The sequence below is a fragment of the Bacillus sp. ABP14 genome, assembly GCF_001831375.1.
Classification (GTDB): Bacteria; Bacillota; Bacilli; order Bacillales; family Bacillaceae_G; genus Bacillus_A; species Bacillus_A paranthracis.
The window spans coordinates 4068872-4087254 of the sequence record NZ_CP017016.1 but is presented as its reverse complement, the minus strand read 5'-3'; the positions used below and the strand labels follow the sequence as shown (position 1 = coordinate 4087254).

Genomic DNA, 18383 nt, shown 5'->3' with positions numbered 1-18383 from the left:
GGGGAACTTACAGTGGCTGAAAGAACACATGCATGTGGAAAAGTAACAGTAGAAGCAGTTGGACAAACAGTTCAATTAAAAGGTTGGGTACAAAAACGCCGTGATTTAGGTGGATTAATCTTTATCGACTTACGTGACCGTACAGGTATCGTACAAGTAGTATTTAACCCAGAAACATCAAAAGAGGCGCTAGAAGTAGCAGAAACAATTCGTAGCGAATACGTATTACACGTAGAAGGTACAGTTGTTGAGCGTGGTGAAGGCGCAATTAATGACAATATGGCAACTGGTCGTATTGAAGTACAAGCAACAAAGGTAAACGTATTAAACGCAGCGAAAACAACGCCAATCATTATCGCTGATGATACAGATGCATCAGAAGATGTGCGTTTAAAATATCGTTACTTAGACTTACGTCGTCCTGTAATGTTCAACACATTCAAAATGCGTCATGACGTAACAAAAACAATTCGTAACTTCTTAGATACAGAAGAGTTCCTAGAAGTGGAAACACCAATTTTAACGAAGAGCACGCCAGAAGGTGCTCGTGATTATTTAGTACCAAGCCGTGTGCATGACGGTGAATTTTATGCATTACCACAATCTCCACAGCTATTTAAACAGCTTCTTATGGTCGGTGGATTTGAGCGTTACTATCAAGTAGCACGTTGTTTCCGTGACGAAGATTTACGTGCGGATCGTCAACCAGAATTCACGCAAATCGATATCGAGGCTTCATTCTTAACACAAGATGAAATTTTAGATATGATGGAGCGCATGATGACGAAAGTTATGAAGGATGCAAAAGGTGTAGAAGTTAGCGCACCATTCCCTCGTATGAAATATGCTGATGCAATGGCTCGTTACGGTTCTGATAAACCAGATACACGTTTTGAAATGGAACTAACAGACTTATCTGAATTTGCAGCAGGCTGTGGCTTTAAAGTATTTACAAGTGCTGTAGAAAGCGGCGGACAAGTAAAAGCAATTAATGCAAAAGGTGCTGCGAGCAAATACTCTCGTAAAGACATTGATGCATTAACTGAATTCGTAAAAGTATACGGTGCAAAAGGTTTAGCTTGGCTTAAAGTGGAAGAAGACGGTTTAAAAGGACCAATCGCGAAATTCTTCGGTGAAGAAGATGCAAATGTGTTAATGACTACACTAGAAGCTACTGCTGGCGACTTATTACTATTCGTAGCAGATAAGAAGAGCGTTGTTGCAGACAGCTTAGGTGCACTTCGTTTACGTCTAGGTAAAGAGCTTGAGTTAATTGATGAAAGTAAATTTAACTTCCTATGGGTAACGGATTGGCCACTTCTTGAGTACGATGAAGATGCAGATCGTTACTTCGCAGCTCACCACCCATTCACAATGCCATTCCGTGAAGATGTTGAGCTATTAGAAACAGCACCAGAAAAAGCACGTGCGCAAGCATATGACCTTGTATTAAACGGTTATGAGCTTGGTGGTGGATCACTTCGTATTTACGAGCGTGACGTACAAGAAAAAATGTTCAAAGCACTTGGATTCTCACAAGAAGAAGCGCAAGAGCAATTCGGATTCTTATTAGAAGCATTCGAATACGGTACTCCACCACACGGTGGTATTGCATTAGGTTTAGACCGTCTTGTTATGTTACTCGCAGGTCGTACGAACCTTCGTGATACAATTGCATTCCCGAAAACAGCAAGCGCAAGCTGCTTATTAACAGAAGCTCCAAGCCCAGTTGCAGAAGCACAGCTTGAAGAGTTAAACTTAAAATTAAGCTTAAAAGAAGAGAAGTAAGAATAGGGTCTAGATGGTTATACTAATACCATCTAGGCTTTTTTTGAGAGGTTGTTTAAAAAGTCCGGTTCAGATAAGGATCGCATCTCGTCGTTACGTATGCTAGTCCGGTGCTCGAGTAGTAACGCTACACTGCGCTCCTCCTAGCATACGTGCCTCGATCTGCTCGGCCCTCTGAATCCTCCTTTTTAAACGTGTATTGGAAGGAAGTTTAAAAAGTCCGGTTCAGATAAGGATCGCATCTCGTCGTTACGTATGCTAGTCCGGTACTCGAGTAGTAACGCTACACTGCGCTCCTCCTGGCTTCAGTGCCTCGATCTGCTCGGTTCTCTAAATCCTCCTTTTTAAACGTGTATTTAGGAAGAAACAAAATCCCGGTTTACACTATGTTTTTATTTTCGAAATATGTATTTTTAGGAATTCTATAACTTTTTCTATACAAATAGTCGGAAAAACGCTAGAATACATGGTAGACCATTTTTGTAATAGGAGTGTAGAGCTGAATGTTACATCAATTTTCACGTAATGAATTAGCCTTCGGTAAAGAAGGACTTGAAATATTAAAAAATAGTACAGTCGGTATTTTAGGAATTGGCGGCGTAGGTTCTTTTGCAGCTGAAGCGTTAGCACGTTCTGGAGTTGGGCGTCTCGTATTAGTAGATAAAGATGTTGTAGATATTACAAACGTAAACCGTCAAATTCACGCTTTAGTATCTACTGTAGGACGTTCAAAAGTAGAATTAATGAAAGAGCGTATTGCAGACATTAACCCAGAGTGTGAAGTAATTGGACTAGAAATGTTTTACACAGATGAAACATATGAAGAGTTCTTTAAGTACGGTTTAGACTTTGTAGTGGATGCATCTGATACGATTACGTTCAAAATTCATTTAATTAAACAATGTTTACGTCGTAAAATTAAAATTATCTCAAGTATGGGTGCAGCAAATAAAATGGACCCAACTCGTTTCCGTATTGCGGACATCTCTAAAACACATACAGATCCAATTGCGAAAGTCATTCGTACGAAGCTTCGTAAAGAGGGCATTAAAAAAGGTGTAAAAGTTGTCTTCTCTGACGAAAACCCAATCGTAATTCGTGAAGAAGTACGTAAAGAAATCGTACCAGACGAAAATGCAAAAATTCGTAAAGCGAAATTACCACCTTCATCAAATGCATTCGTACCATCTGTGGCAGGCTTAATTATGGCAAGTCACGTTGTACGTGAACGCATTAAAAATGTAGAAGTGAAACGTGTAGGGCAAGAATAAAATGAAAGCATATATCCATTTCGGATATATGCTTTTTTATATGTGCTAAAGAAATAGGGGTATTTGCATTGCTACTAGTTCAAATGTAAGCAAGGCCAGTAAGTAATAATCATATTTGTCTGATTTATAACCTGAGGTCTTTTTTAAACTGTGAATGGTAAAAAGACCTAACGTTAGAACGAGAATACCGAGTGTTATTTTGAAGGCTACTAATGAAATGGCAATCAGCTCCTTTCAATCGTATATGTTTATAGTAACATTTAAGTAAAAAATATCCAGTTAATTCAGGGAGTTCTTTGTATAGCAGGTTTACTTATTTTGTAAATATTTGTCGGTAAATCGTTATTCCTTGTCGAATAGTCGATATAATTAAAAAATCGTTGATATATTGTAAGTTACGATAGATATATTCGAAAAATCATCGATATAATTTCATTTACCAATATGCTATCCACCGAAGAGACAAAAAAAGGATGTCACTTAGCCGGAAAATTGGGCTAGGTGACATCTTTTTTAATTCTCTGCAGAATAAATAATATCTAAATTTCCATTTTGATCTGTCTTGAAAATGGGAGCGATCTGCTCTTCTTGTTCTTCAACTGAAACGAGTTTTCGAGCACGATCCATAATTCTAACGAGCATTGCATAATCTTCTTCGATTGCTTGTTGTTTTTTTGTGAGTACAGCTAATTTAGTTTCGAGCTCATCATTCGTTTTTTGCAAGGAAGTGAGCTGAGTTTGTAATACTTCATTTTCAGTTTGTAACTTTGCGAGTGAAGGATTATTGTGCTCCAAGTTTTGCAAAAACGAGATGACATTTTGCATTGTAAGTTCTTGTTTACTTGGTACAATATCTTCTGAAAACTCAGCGTCGATTACGAGTTGTTTCGTTTTTGTGAACTGATCTTTTTCTATTTTAGCTTCAGAACGCTTTAATTCTTTACGTTGTTTTTTCGCAAGCTGCACCGCATCTTCATAATTCGGCCTTACTTCAGCATTCCATCTAAAACCGCAAGCTGCGGAAGTGCGGTTTAAAGCATCGCCGACTTCATCGAATGCTTTTATTTGTGTACTGCCGCTGCGAATATGTCGTAAAACAGTTTCTGCTAAAAGGAGATCGTCTTCTTTTGTCCATGCATCTTGACGTGTTTTCATAAGCGAAGCCTCCATAATGGTGACGTTTTCGCTTATGTTACCCTTTATTTTTCGTTTTATTCGAACTTTGTAATCTTTCATATACAGTAGAAAGTGCTTGTTCAAATTTCCCTGTCGTTTTCGGTTTATAATATTGTTTGTTTTTTATTTTATCAGGTAAGTATTGTTGCTGTACCCAACCATTTGGATGGTCGTGTGGATATAAGTATCCAATGCCTCTTCCAAGTGCCTCTGCGCCTTTGTAATGACTATCTTTTAAATGACTTGGGATGTCGCCTGTTTGCCCGTTCCGTAAATCGTGTAAGGCAGCGTCAAGTGCTTTATAAGCTGAGTTTGATTTTGGTGATAGGCAAAGCTCAATAACGGCATTTGCAAGTGGTATGCGTGCCTCTGGGAATCCAACGCGTTCAGCTGATTCTATCGCGGCTAGTGTACGCGGTCCAGCTTGCGGGCTAGCAAGTCCAATATCTTCATATGCCATAATAAGAAGACGTCTACCGATGCTTTGCAGGTCACCAGCTTCAATAAGACGTGCTAAATAGTGAAGTGCTGCATTTACATCACTTCCGCGCACCGATTTTTGAAATGCCGATAATACGTCATAATGAGCATCTCCGCCTTTGTCATGAACGAAGCTCTTTTTTTGTAAGCATTCTTCGGCGATTTCCAGCGTAATTTCCGCAGCTTTGTCATCAGTTGTAAAGCTAGATAAAACAGCTAGTTCCAGTGCATTATAAGCGGAACGCATATCTCCGCCTGATGCATTTGCGAAGTGATGTAATGCTTCAGGCGTAACAGTTACATCATATTCCCCAAGACCTTTTTCTTTATCTTCAAGTGCTCGTTTTAAGCCAATTAAAAGATCATCTTCTGTTAATGCGTGTAATTCGAAGATTTGACACCGACTTCGAATAGCAGAATTAATAGCATGGAACGGATTACTCGTCGTCGCACCAATTAAGGTAAGGAGTCCACTTTCTAAATGAGGTAATAGAAAATCCTGTTTTGCTTTATCTAGACGGTGTACTTCATCTAAAATTAAAACGAGGTGTCGATGCATTTTTGCCTCTTGTACGACAACTTCCATATCTTTTTTATTATGAGTAACAGCGTTTAATAGGCGAAAAGGGGTTCCGGTACTTCCTGCAATTGCGCTCGCGATGGATGTTTTTCCAGTGCCTGGAGGGCCATATAAAATCATAGATTGAAAATGATTTGCTTGGACCATTCGCCATAAAATTTTTCCTTCACCAACTAAATGTTGTTGTCCGATAATTTCTTGAATATTTGTAGGGCGCATTCGATGTGCGAGTGGTTGTTTCATTTTTACCGTCTCCCTTAATGTATAATCTCTTTCTATCGTATCATTTTTTTTAGTGGAATTTGAAATAGGATGCTGTTTTGTGGGAAAAATGAATATGAATATTTTCATTTTTCTTTCAATTGTAATAATTTCCGAGTTTTTCAATGTGATTTTATGTTATCATTTTGATACACAAGTTGAAATTTCTTATAATACTATATTATGCTATAATTTCATAGGATTTTAAATTGTGTTCTTTTATAAATAAGATATAACCAATAGAAGTGAAAATTTGAAAAGAGGTGCAAAATAGATGAAGATTTCAACGAAAGGCCGTTACGGCTTAACAATTATGATCGATCTTGCAAAAAAGTTTGGTGAAGGTCCAATTTCCTTAAAATCAATTGCGCAGGCACATGATTTATCGGAACATTACTTAGAGCAATTAATTTCACCACTTCGTAACGCGCGTCTAGTAAAGAGTACACGCGGAGCATATGGCGGGTATGTATTATCAGATCAGCCAGCTAATATTACAGCTGGGGATGTAATCCGTGTATTAGAGGGGCCGATTAGTGTTGTAGAAATGATAGAAGAAGAAGAACCAGCACAACGCCAATTATGGATGCGTGTTCGTGATGCGGTGCAAGAAGTGTTAGATAGTACAACGTTAGAAGATTTAGTACGTTATGAGGAAGAGAATCACGGGGGCTATATGTTTTACATTTAATTCCTTGTGAAACGATTTGGAAAGAAGGAGATTTAATGGAACGCATTTATTTAGATCATGCTGCGACATCTCCCACTCACCCGGAAGTGGTCGAAAAGATGATTCCATATATGACAGAAACATTCGGAAATCCGTCTAGTATTCACTTTTATGGACGTCAAACGCGCCATGCAGTAGATGAGGCGAGACGCGCATGTGCACGTAGCATTCATGCGAATCCGAATGAAATTATATTTACGAGCGGTGGTACGGAAGCTGATAATTTAGCGCTTATCGGTGTAGCGCGTGCGAACCGTCATAAAGGTAACCATATTATAACGACACAAATTGAACATCATGCAATTTTGCATACGTGTGAATTGTTAGAGTGTGAAGGATTTGAAGTGACATATTTACCTGTTGATGAAACAGGACGCGTTCAAGTTTCTGACATACAAAAGGTATTAACAGAAGAGACAATTCTTGTATCTATTATGTTTGGGAATAATGAAGTTGGGACGATGCAACCAATTGCGGAAATAGGTAAGCTGCTAAAAGAGCATCAAGCTTATTTCCATACAGATGCGGTACAAGCTTACGGTTTAGTAGAAATTGATGTGAAAGAGTTTGGTATTGATTTATTATCAATTTCGGCTCATAAAATTAACGGGCCAAAAGGTGTCGGGTTCTTATACGCTGGTGCAAATGTGAAATTTGAACCGTTATTAATAGGCGGGGAGCAAGAAAGAAAACGCCGTGCTGGTACTGAAAATGTGCCGAGCATCGTTGGGTTGCAACATGCAATTTTGCTAGCTGAAAAAACTCGTGAGCAAAAAAATGCCCAATATGAAGAGTTTAAAGATATAATGGTATCTGTCTTCAAAAATGAAGACATTACTTTCGAGGTAAACGGAAACTTAGAATATCGCTTACCACATGTGCTTAATATTAGTTTTAGAGGAATGAACATTGAACCGTTTCTTGTGAACTTAGACTTAGCTGGCATTGCAGTATCAAGTGGCTCGGCTTGTACAGCTGGTTCAATTGATCCATCACATGTATTAGTGGCGATGTTCGGAAAAGACTCCGATCAAATACGTTCATCCGTACGCTTTAGTTTCGGACTTGGAAATACGAAAGAGCAAGTTGAGAAAGCGGCGTACGAAACAGTGAAAATCGTGAAGCGATTAACACAAAATTAGCATGGGAGGTGACATGATGAACAAACTACCTCACGAAACACGCGTTGTCATCGGGATGTCCGGTGGCGTCGATTCATCTGTAGCGGCTCTTTTATTAAAAGAGCAAGGTTATGATGTAATCGGAATTTTTATGAAAAACTGGGATGATACAGATGAGAATGGTGTCTGCACAGCAACAGAAGATTACAATGATGTAATCGAAGTGTGTAACCAAATTGGTATTCCGTATTATGCAGTAAACTTTGAAAAACAATACTGGGATAAAGTATTTACGTACTTCTTAGATGAATACCGAGCTGGTCGTACACCAAACCCAGATGTAATGTGTAATAAAGAAATTAAATTTAAAGCATTTTTAGAGCATGCCATTGCGCTCGGTGCTGATTATGTAGCAACAGGTCATTATGCACGCGTTGCTTATATGGACGGCGAATATAAAATGCTTCGCGGCGTTGATGACAATAAAGACCAAACGTATTTCTTAAATCAATTAAGCCAAGAGCAATTATCAAAAACAATGTTCCCGCTTGGTGAACTGAAGAAACCACAAATTCGTGAAATGGCGAAAGAAGCTGGTTTAGCGACAGCGGCGAAGAAAGATAGTACTGGTATTTGCTTCATTGGTGAGCGTAACTTTAAAGATTTCTTAAGTAACTATTTACCAGCACAACCAGGTGTGATGCAAACGTTATCTGGCGAAGTGAAAGGGAAGCATGACGGTTTAATGTACTATACAATTGGACAACGTCATGGCCTTGGTATTGGTGGTAACGGTGATCCGTGGTTTGCTGTTGGGAAAAACTTGAAAGAAAACATTTTATATGTTGATCAAGGATTCCATAACGAACTTCTATATGGCGATGAAGTTATTGCTACGAATGTTGGCTGGGTAAGTAATGAAGCGAAAGAAAAAGAATTTAAGTGCACAGCGAAATTCCGTTATCGTCAAGAAGACAATAAAGTAACGGTTCAAATCGTTGATGAAAATACAGTTCGTATTCTTTGTGACGAGCCAATTCGTGCAATTACACCAGGACAAGCAGTTGTTTTCTATGATGGAGATGAGTGTTTAGGCGGTGCTACAATTGATGAAGTGTACCGTAGCGGTAAGAAATTGGATTATTTAGGATAAAAGAGAAGCCTCTGCCGATTCGCGGTTAGAGGTTTCTTTTATATAAGGCGAATTTTCGTTCGCTTGGAAAATACATTCTTTGTTATAATTTGTTGTAGAGGTGAAGGACATGTCAAACAAACTTGAAACAGGTATTCAATATATGCAAGAAGGAAACTGGGAAGAAGCTGCTAAAAATTTCACAGAAGCAATCGAAGAAAATCCGAAAGATGCGCTTGGATATATTAATTTTGCGAACTTATTAGATGTACTAGGTGACAGTGAGAGAGCAATTTTATTTTATAAACGTGCATTGGAGTTAGATGATAAATCAGCGGCTGCGTATTATGGATTAGGAAATGTATATTACGGTCAAGAGCAATTTGCAGAGGCTAAAGCTGTATTTGAACAAGCGATGCAAGCTGGATTACAATCAGCTGATGTAACATTTATGCTAGGTATTACACATGTGCAACTTGGAAATGACCGTCTTGCACTGCCGTTTTTACAAAGAGCAACAGAATTAGATGAAAACGATGTAGAAGCTGTGTTCCAGTGTGGACTTTGCTTTGCGCGACTGGAACATATTCAAGAGGCGAAGCCTTACTTTGAAAAAGTATTAGAAATGGATGAAGAGCATGCAGATGCGTATTATAATTTAGGTGTTGCATACGTATTTGAAGATAATAACGAGAAAGCTCTCGCTTTATTTAAGAAAGCAACTGAAATTCAGCCAGATCACTTTTTAGCTGGTAATGGTGTTCGTTTATTAGAGCAAGAAGCTGAATAAGATGAAAATATAGTTAATGAGTAGTTATCCCTCATCTAAATAGGTGGGGGATGTACTGCTCATTAAAGTGAAATGAAACCGGAAAGGAGAGGAAAGATGGGAAATCAACATGCAATGGATTTGTTTGAGGAAGAAAAAAAGTTTATAAAAGCGCAAGTTCTTCATACCATTTTCCACAACGAAGAAAACCTCTATTCCGTTGTCAGTATGAAAGTCATTGAAACGAATGAAACGTACGACGAAAAGAAAGTAATGATAAACGGTCATTTTCCTCGCATGCATGAAGATGAAGTGTTTACGTTGACAGGTCATTTTAAAGACCATCCGAAGTATGGAAAACAATATATGGTCGAAACGTTTAAGAAAGAATTGCCGCAAACGAAAGCTGGTATGGTGCAATATTTAGCGAGTGATTTATTTAAAGGGATAGGAAAGCGTACAGCTGAAAAAATTGTGGACCATCTGGGGGAACATGCTATTTCTAAAATTATGGATGATCCTGAGGCTTTAAATGGTGTTGTCAACAAGCAAAAAGCACAAGAAATTTATGAGACAATTGTTGAACATCAAGGATTAGAGAAAGTAATGAGCTTTTTAAATGGCTACGGTTTTGGAACGAAGCTTTCTATTAAGATTTACCAACAATATAAAGAGATGACATTAGAAGTGATTCGTAATAACCCGTACCAACTTATCGAAGAAGTGGACGGGATTGGTTTTGGAAGAGCGGATGATATAGGGCGTGCGTTAGGGATATCGGGTAATCACGACGACCGTGTACGCGCAGGATGTTTTTACACGTTAGAGAATGTCTCATTACAACTTGGTCACGTTTATATGAGGAAAGACCAACTTGTAAGAGAAACGATGTCACTTTTAAACAATCAAGAAGGAAGAGTGACTGAGGAAGATATTGTAGGCTGTATTGAAACGATGCAAAGTGAAGGGAAAGTCATCATAGAAGAAGAGCGAGTGTATTTAGCAACGTTATTCTACTCTGAAAAAGGTGTTGTAAAGTCCATTCGCAGGCTTATGAATCAAGAAGAAACACCTTCATTTCCTGAAGCAGAAGTGTTAAAGACGTTAGGTGAAATTGAAGAACAACTGAGCGTACAGTATGCACCACTTCAGCAAGAAGCAATTCAAACGGCACTTCATAAACCGATGATGTTATTGACAGGTGGACCAGGAACGGGAAAAACAACAGTTATTAAAGGAATTGTTGAAATGTATGCGTCACTTCACGGGCTATCGTTAAATCCGAATGAATATAGTGATGATAATCCATTTCCGATATTATTAACGGCTCCAACAGGAAGAGCAGCGAAGCGAATGAGTGAATCAACAGGGCTTCCAGCTTGTACAATTCACCGTTTACTTGGATGGACGCCAGAAGGGTCTTTCCAGCGTAATGAAACAGATCCGGTACAAGGGAAGTTGCTTATTATTGATGAATTTTCAATGGTTGATATTTGGCTTGCAAATCAGCTGTTTAAGTCATTGCCGACGAACATTCAAGTTATCGTTGTAGGTGATGAAGATCAATTACCATCTGTAGGGCCTGGACAAGTATTGAAAGATTTATTGAATGCAGGTGCAGTTCCAACTGTAAAGCTTACTGAAATTTATCGTCAAGCAGAAGGTTCATCAGTGATTCAACTTGCCCATGCGATAAAAAATGGAATGCTCCCACCAGATTTAGCGCAAAACCAAAAAGATCGTTCATTTATCGGCTGCACAGGAGCTCAAATTGTTGAAGTTGTTAAGAAGGTTTGCGAAAACGCTAAGACAAAAGGGTTTAGCGCAAGAGATGTACAAGTATTGGCCCCGATGTATCGTGGACCGGCTGGTATTAATGTACTAAACGAAGCGTTGCAAGAAGTGTTTAATCCGAAAAGAGAAAAGAGTAAAGAAATTGCTTACGGTGATGTTGTATACCGAAGAGGCGATAAAGTTTTGCAACTCGTTAATCAGCCGGAGAGCCAAGTATTTAATGGTGATATCGGCGAAATTGTTTCGGTGTTTTATGCGAAAGAGAACGTTGAGCAACAAGATATGATTATCGTTTCATTTGATGGAATTGAGGTAACATATACAAAACCAGATTTAAATCAAATTACACATGCCTATTGCTGTTCGATTCATAAATCACAAGGTAGTGAATTTCCGATTGTGATTATGCCGATAGTAAAAAGTTATAATCGTATGTTACGTCGTAATTTAATTTATACTGGTATTACAAGAAGTAAGAAGTTCCTTATTATTTGCGGGGAGGAAGCTGCTTTCCAGTCTGGTGTAAATCGCCTTGATGATGCAATGCGTCAAACGACTTTAGCTAGTCGATTGCAAGAATCACAAGGAGAAGTACAGATGGTAACGGTTAACGGCGAAGAAATGGACGTGGAAAACATTTCACCGTATGATTTCATGTAACAAGGTGAAATTATATAGTGAAACTTTCAAACGTATAACGTTGAAAGGCTCCAGCAATGTATAAATGAATGCAGTTTGGACATAATGGCGAATAGAATCCGGGAGACTGTAAGGAGATGAACGCCATATGTTTATTTGTCCAAATTGCAAAGGGAAAGACATTGGAAAAATAGGTGTCAACCAATTTTATTGCTGGAATTGTTATATCGAATTATCGGTTTCAAAGGGGAAAATCCATACGCATCAAGTAGAAGAAGATGGTTCACTAAGCTCTCTTGATGATTTATTTGATGAGAATGAAAGAACGATCGGATAACGAAAAGGGGGATTTACTTTGAATCTACGCAATTCATTAATCGCATTAGGTGTTGGAGCGGCAGCATATCAATATGCTCGCAAACAAGATGTATTTTCAAAACGTAATATGAAAAAAGCACGTAAGATGATTAAATCTTATTTATAAGCGTAAAAAACTCCCTTCATGATAAGGGAGTTTTTTTATGCACTTGTATGCAAATATAAAAGTCCAATTTCAGAGAAGAGATAAGATAGGCCGTAACATCCAACGCCAAGCATTCCGTAATGAAATAATTGCTTCGCTTTTTCTTTTCGTGAGGAACGAATAAAGAAGCCTTTCCAAATACCAAACCCGATACAAATCCATTCAAGAATCATAAAAAGTGCAGATAATATGAGCATAAATAAAACCATTATGAGCCCTCCTGATTATAATGTTTCATGCTGCATTCTTAGGGGTGGTTGTCCTTGTTATGTTATGTATATGTACATCTTTACAAAACAGTATGGTCTGCACGAAAAGATTTTAAAACTTTTGCACATAACCTACCCTATTTATTTTCAAAATAAAGGTGGAGGAGGTTTTTCGTGTGAAGAATCTTAAAATCATTTGGATATATCGTTTAGGGTTATTGTTACTTGTTTTTCTTTGTTTGCTCGTTTTTTTAAAAATTAAGCCGCTATGGGCACCGATTATTTTTGTATGTAAAGTGGCCATTACACCGTTTCTTATTGCATGTTTCATTGCGTATTTATTGCATCCTTTAATTGAAAAAATTCATAAGGAAGGGATGCCGCGTACACTCGCTATTTTGCTTATTTACATCCTTTTCTTTGGCGGGATTGGTTATGGAATTTATAAAGGAACGCCGGTTGTGATTAAGCAATTACAAGAAATCAATGAACAATTCCCGCAGTTTACAAAGATGTATGATTCGTGGATGGATGGTGTTACAGAACAAACAGCGAATTTTCCGTCATTTATTCATGAAAAGGTGAAACAAATTTTTGTCGGAGTAGAGACGAAGATACAAGCACTTTTAAATAAAGTGATGAGCACAGCTCGTGGTGTACTAGATTCGTTACTCATTATTTTCTTAATTCCGTTCATTGTATTTTACATATTAAAAGATTACGGCGAGTTTTATCATATCTTTTGGAAACTAGTCCCGAATAAGTGGCGTAGTACGGGGCAAATGTTGGCGAAAGAAATTGATAAGTCACTTGGAAGTTATATTCGCGGACAGTTATTCGTTTGTTTAGTATTAGGAGGAGTATCGGTTCTTTCTTTTTGGTTTATCGGTATGAAATATCCATTATTACTTGGCATCATCATCGGGATAACAGATATAATCCCATACTTTGGCCCTATTTTAGGAGCGATTCCAGCATTGATGATTGCAGCAACGGTATCAACAAGTTTACTCATTAAAGCGGGGATTACGATCGCTATTTTGCAATTCGTAGAAAGTAACATTTTATCCCCTTATATCGTTGGTAAGTCGCTTCGCATGCATCCTGTTATTATTATGCTTGCATTATTAGTTGGGGGAGAAGTGGCAGGAATTGTAGGGTTATTAATATCAGTTCCTATTTTAGCGGTCATTCGTACAGTGATCGTTCATGTAAGGCCCCTTTGGAAAAAAGAAGATGTGTAATAGGAAGGCCCTCTACTTATAAAAGTAGAGGGCTATCATTATTTAGAGAGTTGCTCGTTTATTTTTTGAATGAGAGAGCTTACATCATTTGTTTGAATATGTTTTATTTTTTTCCATTCATTATCGTACATAAATACAATTTGATTGCTGAAAAGCCGCTTTTGCTCTTTTAAATTTGAAATTTTCGCGAAAGCGTACTCTTCAAATAAAGGGTTTTTACTTACATCTGGTCCATAAAAGAAGAGCCGTTTGTCTGTTAAAATTAGCAATCCTGGCCTTGCGACGGAACGATAAATAAATATGTCTAGTGAACAGGCTACGTAAAACAATATTGTTTCATCAGTCGTTAACATATTTTTAGCTTTGTTCAATAAGGTTGTCATTATAATCGCTCCTTTATTATTAATAATTTAATTATAACAAAAATTAAATATTCAGAAAAGCGCGTGGGAGTAGTACAATTTGTTAATACATGCATAATATATGAAAAGGCTGTTAAGAATGAATAGTAGAATAGCTATGATTAATAAGTAATTGATATAATATAAATGATTATCTACATTGACAAACTTAAGAGAATTCTATTATATTTAGTCATATAATACATTAAATCAATGACGGAACAAGTACGTTACAGTCCATTTATAGAGAGAAGCTTCCATATGGCTGAAAGAAGCTTTAAATGAAGGGTAACAGAAAGCTAATCCTGAGAGCAGCTAATCACTGCCGTCTTGCCACGTTACGGCACCATGAGGTGATGAATTGATTGTTATAGTAATCAATTCATAATTAGGGTGGTATCGCGAGTTAACTCTCGTCCCTTTTATAGGGGCGGGAGTTTTTTATATTTAAGGAGGAAAATACAATGAAACAACTAACAGGCGCACAAATTCGTCAAATGTTTTTAGACTTTTTCCAAGAAAAAGGACATGCAGTAGAACCTAGTGCATCACTAGTTCCACATGAAGATCCATCTCTTCTATGGATTAACAGTGGTGTAGCAACATTAAAAAAATATTTTGATGGACGTGTAATCCCGCAAAATCCACGTATTACAAATGCTCAAAAATCAATTCGTACAAACGATATTGAAAACGTAGGGAAAACAGCTCGTCACCATACATTCTTTGAAATGTTAGGGAACTTCTCAATCGGCGATTACTTCAAAGAAGAGGCAATTACTTGGGCTTGGGAATTCTTAACGAGCGACAAATGGATCGGATTCGATAAAGAATTACTATCCGTTACAATCCATCCAGAAGATGAAGAAGCATTCACAATTTGGAATGAGAAAATGGGTGTTCCAAAAGAGCGTATCATCCGCTTAGAAGAAAACTTCTGGGACATCGGTGAAGGACCAAGTGGACCGAATACAGAGATTTTCTATGACCGCGGAGAAGCTTACGGTAATGACTTTAGTGACCCAGAATTATATCCAGGAGGAGAAAACGAGCGTTACTTAGAAGTATGGAACCTTGTATTCTCTCAATTTAACCATAATCCAGATGGTTCATATACACCACTTCCTAAGAAAAACATCGATACAGGAATGGGTCTAGAGCGTATGACATCTATCGTTCAAGATGTACCTACGAACTTTGACACGGACTTATTCATGCCGATGATTGGTGCAACAGAAACAATCTCTGGTGAGAAGTATCGTAATGGTGACTTAGAAAAAGATATGGCGTTTAAAGTAATCGCTGACCATATCCGTACAGTAACATTCGCTGTTGGTGACGGTGCTCTTCCATCTAACGAAGGCCGTGGTTATGTGTTACGTCGTTTATTACGCCGTGCTGTTCGTTACTCTAAGAAATTAAACATTAATCGTCCGTTCATGTTTGAATTAGTACCGGTTGTTGGAGAAGTAATGAAAGACTTCTATCCAGAAGTACTGGAAAAGAAAGATTTCATCGCAAAAGTTGTGAAAAATGAAGAAGAGCGTTTCCACGAAACACTTCATGATGGTGAAGCAATTTTAGCTGAAGTTATTGCAAAAGCGAAAGAAGAAAAAACAACTGTTATTTCTGGAGTAGATGCGTTCCGTCTATATGACACATACGGTTTCCCAATTGAATTAACAGAAGAATATGCAGAAGAAGCTGGTATGACAGTTGATCATGAAGGCTTTGAAAATGAAATGGAAAAACAACGTGAGCGCGCACGTGCTGCTCGTCAAGACGTTGATTCTATGCAAGTTCAAGGCGGTGTCCTTGGAGAAGTGAAAGTAGCGAGCGAGTTCGTTGGTTACGGTACGGTTGCAACAGAAAGTAACGTTGTTGCACTTGTGAAAAACGGTGAATACGCAGACAGCTTACAAGCAGGTGAAGAAGGACAATTAATGCTTGATGTAACACCATTCTATGCTGAGAGCGGCGGGCAAATTGCAGACCGTGGTTACCTTCTTGCTGACGGCGTGAAAGTTCTTGTAAAAGACGTACAAAAAGCACCAAACGGCCAAAACTTGCACAAAGTTGTAGTTGAAGAAGGTACATTAACGAAAGATGCGGCTGTAAAAGCTATTATCGATACGAAAAACCGTAGTAGCGTTGTGAAGAACCATACAGCAACTCACTTACTACACCAAGCATTAAAAGACGTACTTGGAACACACGTTAACCAAGCAGGTTCTCTTGTAACTTCTGAACGTTTACGCTTTGACTTCTCTCACTTTGGTCAAGTACAAGCTGACGAATTAGAAAAAATTGAGCGTATCGTAAACGAGAAAATTTGGGAAAGTATTGATGTTGAGATTTCTCAAAAAGCAATTGAAGAAGCGAAAGAAATGGGCGCAATGGCATTATTCGGTGAAAAATACGGTGATGTTGTACGCGTTGTACAAGTTGGCGACTATAGCTTAGAGCTTTGCGGTGGTTGTCACGTTGATAACACAGCTTCTATCGGTATTTTCAAAATCGTTGCTGAGTCTGGTATCGGTGCAGGAACTCGTCGTATTGAAGCAGTAACTGGTAAGTCTGCTTATGAATTAATGAACGATCAAGTAGGTTTATTAAAAGAAGCAGCTGGAAAAATGAAAACAAATCCAAAAGACATTTTAACAAGAGTAGATGGTTTATTTGCTGAAGTAAAACAACTTCAAAAAGAAAACGAATCTCTTGCAGCAAAATTAAGCAATATTGAAGCTGGAAACTTAACTGATTCAGTAATGACAGTTGATGGCGTGAACGTATTAGCGGCAAAAGTAAATGTTGCAGATATGAACAACTTACGTACGATGATGGATGACCTAAAAAATAAATTACAATCTGCAGTTGTCGTATTAGCGTCTGTAAATGATGATAAAGTAAACATCTTAGCTGGCGTAACGAAAGATTTAATTAGCCAAGGATACCATGCTGGTAAACTTGTGAAAGAAGTAGCTTCTCGTTGTGGTGGTGGCGGTGGTGGCCGTCCTGATATGGCACAAGCGGGCGGTAAAAACCCAGCGCAAGTTGAGGAAGCTTTAGCATTTGTACAAGAGTACGTTAAATCTGTTTCAAAATAAAGAGATAGTAGTGTACAATGGTAGGGAGAGGAGAAGTTCTTCTCCCTATACTTACTATATAAGTGAGGTGCTTGAAATGGACGGTTTTGATAAAACAATGAAGTTTAGCATTCAAGATGAAAAACAGAGTGTCCATGTAAATGATGTACTTTTAACTGTGTATGATGCACTTCAAGAAAAAGGCTATAATCCGATTAACCAAATCGTCGGTTATTTATTAAGTGGAGACCCAGCATACATACCTCGCCATAAAGATGCGCGAAGCATCATTCGCAAGCTTGAACGTGATGAATTAATTGAAGAGCTTGTGAAGTCTTACTTGAAACATCATCGTGAGGAGTAATTTATGCGGATATTAGGTTTAGATGTAGGTACAAAAACAGTCGGGGTTGCAATTAGTGACGAAATGGGCTGGACAGCGCAAGGGCTTGAAACAATCAAGATTAACGAAGAACGAGGTCAATTTGGTTTTGACCGCATTTCTGAGTTAGTAAAACAGTATGATGTGGACAAGATAGTAGTAGGTTTACCTAAAAATATGAATGGTACAATTGGCCCGCGTGGTGAAGCATGCCAACAATTTGCAGAAAACCTACGAGAGCTGTTACAATTAGACGTTGTAATGTGGGACGAGCGTTTGTCAACGATGGCAGCGGAACGTCTACTCATTTCGGCCGATGTAAGCCGTAAGAAGCGAAAGCAAGTAATTGATAAGATGGCTGCAGTCGTAATCTTACAAGGATTTTTAGATAGTAAATAAGAGGTGACCAAAATGGAAGAAAATCAAATTACAATTGTAGACGAAAAAGGTAACGAACATTTATGTGAAATTATTTTCACTTTTGACGCTGAAAAATTTGGCAAAAAATCATACGTAGTCTTCTCTCCAATCGGTGAAGTAGACGAAGATGGAGACCAAATTTATGATGCAATGGCTTATGAGCAAAATGAAGAAGAGGGCGGAACTTTACTTCCAATCGAATCTGAAGAAGAGTGGGAAATGGTACAAGAAATGTTCAACACTCTAGCTGATGAGCAAGAAGCTGAATAATAAGTACTGAAAAGGTGGACGGTATATCGTCCGCCTTTTTTATATGTAAAATGAAAGATTTTTTGTCGAAACTGCGTAATCCTTTGTAGTATAATGAGACGGATTGT

18 protein-coding genes and 1 other annotated feature are annotated in these 18383 nt (G+C 38.1%); of the genes, 14 read left to right on the top strand and 4 right to left on the bottom strand.

All coding sequences use genetic code 11. The features are described from left to right. The first annotated feature begins 12 nt into the window (after window positions 1–12). Entirely contained in the window at window positions 13–1788 is a 1776-nt protein-coding gene (gene aspS / locus BGI23_RS21270; RefSeq protein ID WP_000840901.1) for an aspartate--tRNA ligase, read from the top strand. Between the two features lie 503 nt (window positions 1789–2291). Beyond that, window positions 2292–3059 carry a tRNA threonylcarbamoyladenosine dehydratase gene (locus BGI23_RS21265; protein ID WP_000903179.1) on the top strand — a complete coding sequence of 256 codons (768 nt, stop codon included), beginning with the start codon at window positions 2292–2294 and terminating at the stop codon, window positions 3057–3059. A 513-nt stretch (window positions 3060–3572) separates the two neighbouring features. Here the strand turns inward: BGI23_RS21265 and BGI23_RS21255 are convergent. Both BGI23_RS21255 and BGI23_RS21250 read right to left on the bottom strand, forming a co-directional pair. Beyond that, window positions 3573–4214 carry an RsfA family transcriptional regulator gene (locus BGI23_RS21255; protein WP_000857700.1) on the bottom strand — a complete coding sequence of 214 codons (642 nt, stop codon included), beginning with the start codon at window positions 4212–4214 and terminating at the stop codon, window positions 3573–3575. A 37-nt stretch (window positions 4215–4251) separates the two neighbouring features. After that, on the bottom strand, window positions 4252–5538 hold the full coding sequence (locus tag BGI23_RS21250) for a replication-associated recombination protein A (protein ID WP_000812933.1): 1287 nt from the start codon (window positions 5536–5538) through the stop codon (window positions 4252–4254). Window positions 5539–5830: 292 nt separating this feature from the next. On the opposite strand from BGI23_RS21250, the gene cymR reads away from it, so the two are divergent. From cymR to BGI23_RS21215, 7 genes are all read left to right on the top strand, one after another. Further along, window positions 5831–6247, top strand: a complete 417-nt coding sequence (gene cymR, locus BGI23_RS21245) for a cysteine metabolism transcriptional regulator CymR (protein WP_000704116.1) — start codon at window positions 5831–5833, stop codon at window positions 6245–6247. A gap of 35 nt (window positions 6248–6282) precedes the next feature. Next, entirely contained in the window at window positions 6283–7428 is a 1146-nt protein-coding gene (locus tag BGI23_RS21240; protein WP_070806868.1) for a cysteine desulfurase family protein, read from the top strand. 16 nt (window positions 7429–7444) lie between these two features. Then, window positions 7445–8560, top strand: a complete 1116-nt coding sequence (gene mnmA, locus BGI23_RS21235) for a tRNA 2-thiouridine(34) synthase MnmA (protein WP_001038006.1) — start codon at window positions 7445–7447, stop codon at window positions 8558–8560. Window positions 8561–8669: 109 nt separating this feature from the next. Then, window positions 8670–9329 (top strand): tetratricopeptide repeat protein, encoded by a 660-nt coding sequence (locus tag BGI23_RS21230; RefSeq protein ID WP_000066393.1) that lies wholly within the window; start codon window positions 8670–8672, stop codon window positions 9327–9329. Window positions 9330–9425: 96 nt separating this feature from the next. Then, window positions 9426–11762: an SF1B family DNA helicase RecD2 gene (recD2, locus tag BGI23_RS21225; protein ID WP_070806867.1), complete on the top strand. Its 2337-nt coding sequence runs from the start codon at window positions 9426–9428 to the stop codon at window positions 11760–11762. Window positions 11763–11889: 127 nt separating this feature from the next. Further along, a complete protein-coding gene (locus BGI23_RS21220; protein ID WP_000469281.1) occupies window positions 11890–12078 on the top strand; it encodes a hypothetical protein in 189 nt (62 codons plus the stop codon). Window positions 12079–12096: 18 nt separating this feature from the next. Further along, window positions 12097–12225: a YrzQ family protein gene (locus BGI23_RS21215; protein ID WP_001053553.1), complete on the top strand. Its 129-nt coding sequence runs from the start codon at window positions 12097–12099 to the stop codon at window positions 12223–12225. A gap of 35 nt (window positions 12226–12260) precedes the next feature. Here the strand turns inward: BGI23_RS21215 and BGI23_RS21210 are convergent, their stop codons facing one another. Next, on the bottom strand, window positions 12261–12473 hold the full coding sequence (locus BGI23_RS21210) for a hypothetical protein (protein ID WP_000242543.1): 213 nt from the start codon (window positions 12471–12473) through the stop codon (window positions 12261–12263). Window positions 12474–12649: 176 nt separating this feature from the next. Here BGI23_RS21210 and BGI23_RS21205 point away from each other — a divergent pair, with 176 nt between their 5' ends. Beyond that, window positions 12650–13717, top strand: coding sequence for an AI-2E family transporter (locus BGI23_RS21205; protein ID WP_070806866.1), 1068 nt, complete (start codon window positions 12650–12652; stop codon window positions 13715–13717). Between the two features lie 38 nt (window positions 13718–13755). Here the strand turns inward: BGI23_RS21205 and BGI23_RS21200 are convergent, their stop codons facing one another. Next, window positions 13756–14100: a PH domain-containing protein gene (locus BGI23_RS21200; protein WP_070806865.1), complete on the bottom strand. Its 345-nt coding sequence runs from the start codon at window positions 14098–14100 to the stop codon at window positions 13756–13758. A gap of 222 nt (window positions 14101–14322) precedes the next feature. Continuing rightward, window positions 14323–14542, top strand: a binding site (T-box leader). Window positions 14543–14582: 40 nt separating this feature from the next. Here BGI23_RS21200 and alaS point away from each other — a divergent pair. The 4 genes from alaS to BGI23_RS21180 all read left to right on the top strand — a co-directional run bounded on the left by alaS (window position 14583) and on the right by BGI23_RS21180 (window position 18276). Next, entirely contained in the window at window positions 14583–17225 is a 2643-nt protein-coding gene (alaS, locus tag BGI23_RS21195) for an alanine--tRNA ligase (RefSeq protein ID WP_000811832.1), read from the top strand. 76 nt (window positions 17226–17301) lie between these two features. Next, window positions 17302–17568 carry an IreB family regulatory phosphoprotein gene (locus BGI23_RS21190; protein WP_000348590.1) on the top strand — a complete coding sequence of 89 codons (267 nt, stop codon included), beginning with the start codon at window positions 17302–17304 and terminating at the stop codon, window positions 17566–17568. 3 nt (window positions 17569–17571) lie between these two features. Next, window positions 17572–17985, top strand: coding sequence for a Holliday junction resolvase RuvX (gene ruvX / locus BGI23_RS21185; protein ID WP_001221197.1), 414 nt, complete (start codon window positions 17572–17574; stop codon window positions 17983–17985). A gap of 12 nt (window positions 17986–17997) precedes the next feature. After that, window positions 17998–18276 carry a DUF1292 domain-containing protein gene (locus tag BGI23_RS21180; RefSeq protein ID WP_000392247.1) on the top strand — a complete coding sequence of 93 codons (279 nt, stop codon included), beginning with the start codon at window positions 17998–18000 and terminating at the stop codon, window positions 18274–18276. Window positions 18277–18383 lie beyond the last annotated feature (107 nt).